This is a genomic window from Ruegeria sp. O5 (assembly GCF_056535105.1).
In genome coordinates, this window is record NZ_JBQERN010000047.1 from 1 (window position 1) to 1,925 (window position 1,925).

A 1,925-nucleotide genomic window follows, 5' to 3' on the forward strand; every position below is an offset into this window, starting at 1 on the left:
AACACCCCTATGAAGATGACGACGGAAGAGGCCTTTGTTAAGGTTTTGCAGATGCATGGTATTGAACATGCGTTTGGGATCATTGGCTCTGCGATGATGCCGATTTCGGATCTGTTTCCGAAGGCTGGGATCATGTTCTGGGACTGTGCGCATGAGGGCAGCGCGGGGATGATGGCGGATGGCTACACCCGGGCGACCGGCAAGATGTCGATGATGATCGCGCAGAACGGCCCGGGCATCACCAACTTTGTGACCGCCGTCAAGACCGCCTACTGGAACCACACCCCGCTTCTGCTGGTGACCCCGCAGGCGGCCAACAAGACGATCGGTCAGGGGGGCTTTCAGGAAGTCGAGCAGATGAAGCTGTTCGAGGACATGGTCGCCTATCAGGAAGAGGTCCGCGACCCGACCCGCGTCTGCGAGGTTCTGAACCGTGTGATCATGCAGGCCAAGCGCGCCAGCGCCCCGGCCCAGCTGAACATCCCGCGCGACATGTGGACCCAGGTTGTCGATATCGACCTGCCCGCCATTGTCGAGTTCGAGCGCCCCTCGGGTGGCGAAACCGCCGTGGCCCAGGCGGCCGAGCTGCTGTCGAACGCCAGAAACCCTGTCATTCTGAACGGCGCCGGTGTGGTTCTGGCCGAAGGCGGCATCGAGGCGTCGAAAGCGCTGGCCGAGCGCCTGGATGCGCCGGTCTGCGTCGGCTACCAGCACAATGACGCCTTCCCGGGCAGCCACCCGCTGTTTGCCGGTCCGCTGGGCTATAACGGTTCGAAAGCGGGGATGGAGCTGATCAGCGAGGCGGATGTTGTCCTGTGCCTCGGCACCCGTCTGAACCCGTTCTCGACCCTGCCGGGCTATGGCATCAACTACTGGCCCGCGGATGCCAAGATCATCCAGGTTGACATCAACCCTGACCGTATCGGCCTGACCAAAGCGGTCAGCGTCGGCATCATCGGCGACGCCGCCAAGGTGGCAAAGGGCATTCTGGCCCAGCTGAGCGACACCGCCGGTGACGAAGGCCGCAAGGAGCGCAAAGAGCGCATCGCGCAGAAGAAATCGGCCTGGGCGCAGGAACTGACCTCGATGACCCATGAGGATGACGATCCGGGCACCACCTGGAACCAGCGCGCCCGCGCGGCCAAGCCCGACTGGATGAGCCCGCGCATGGCGTGGCGCGCCATTCAGGCGGCGCTGCCGAAAGAGGCGATCATCAGCTCGGACATTGGCAACAACTGCGCCATCGGCAACGCCTATCCGTCGTTTGAAGAGGGTCGCAAATACCTGGCGCCGGGCCTGTTCGGCCCCTGCGGCTATGGCCTGCCCGCCGTCGTTGGTGCCAAGATCGGCTGCCCGGATGTTCCGGTTGTGGGCTTTGCCGGTGACGGCGCCTTTGGCATCGCGGTGAACGAACTGACCGCGATTGGCCGCGAGGAATGGCCCGCCGTGACCCAGATCGTGTTCCGCAACTACCAGTGGGGCGCGGAAAAGCGCAACTCGACCCTGTGGTTCGACGACAACTTCGTGGGCACCGAGCTGGACACCAAGGTGTCTTATGCCGGTATCGCGCAGGCCTGTGGCCTGAAAGGCGTTGTCGCCCGCACCCAGGACGAGCTGACCGCGGCGCTGAACCAGGCGATCGAGGACCAGAAGAACGGCATCACCACGCTGATCGAGGCCCTGATCAACCAGGAGCTTGGCGAGCCTTTCCGCCGCGACGCGATGAAAAAACCCGTCGCAGTCGCCGGCATCAGCGCCGATGACATGAAGGCGCAGGGCGCATAACCCCAGGACGAGGCCGGAGCACATGACCCTGACACCCGTCGAGCTGTTGCGGCAAAACGCTCCGGCCACCCGTCCCATAATCGCCCTCAGCGAAGGCAACGACCCCCGCATCACAAAAGGGGCCATCAACGCGCAGAGGG

General features: G+C 63.6%; 1 protein-coding gene. It reads left to right on the plus strand.

Translation table 11 applies throughout. The features are described 5' to 3' along the window. Nucleotides 1-9: 9 nt before the first annotated feature. The gene (xsc, locus tag ACR0M3_RS20005) at nucleotides 10-1,785 is read left to right on the plus strand and encodes a sulfoacetaldehyde acetyltransferase (RefSeq protein WP_209508319.1); all 1,776 of its coding nucleotides are present in this window, start codon (nucleotides 10-12) and stop codon (nucleotides 1,783-1,785) included. Nucleotides 1,786-1,925 lie beyond the last annotated feature (140 nt).

Excerpts from the sequence above, each read along its gene's own strand:
- xsc (WP_209508319.1), top strand. The coding sequence starts at position 10 with ATGAAGATGACGACGGAAGAGGCCTTTGTTAAGGTTTTGCAGATGCAT.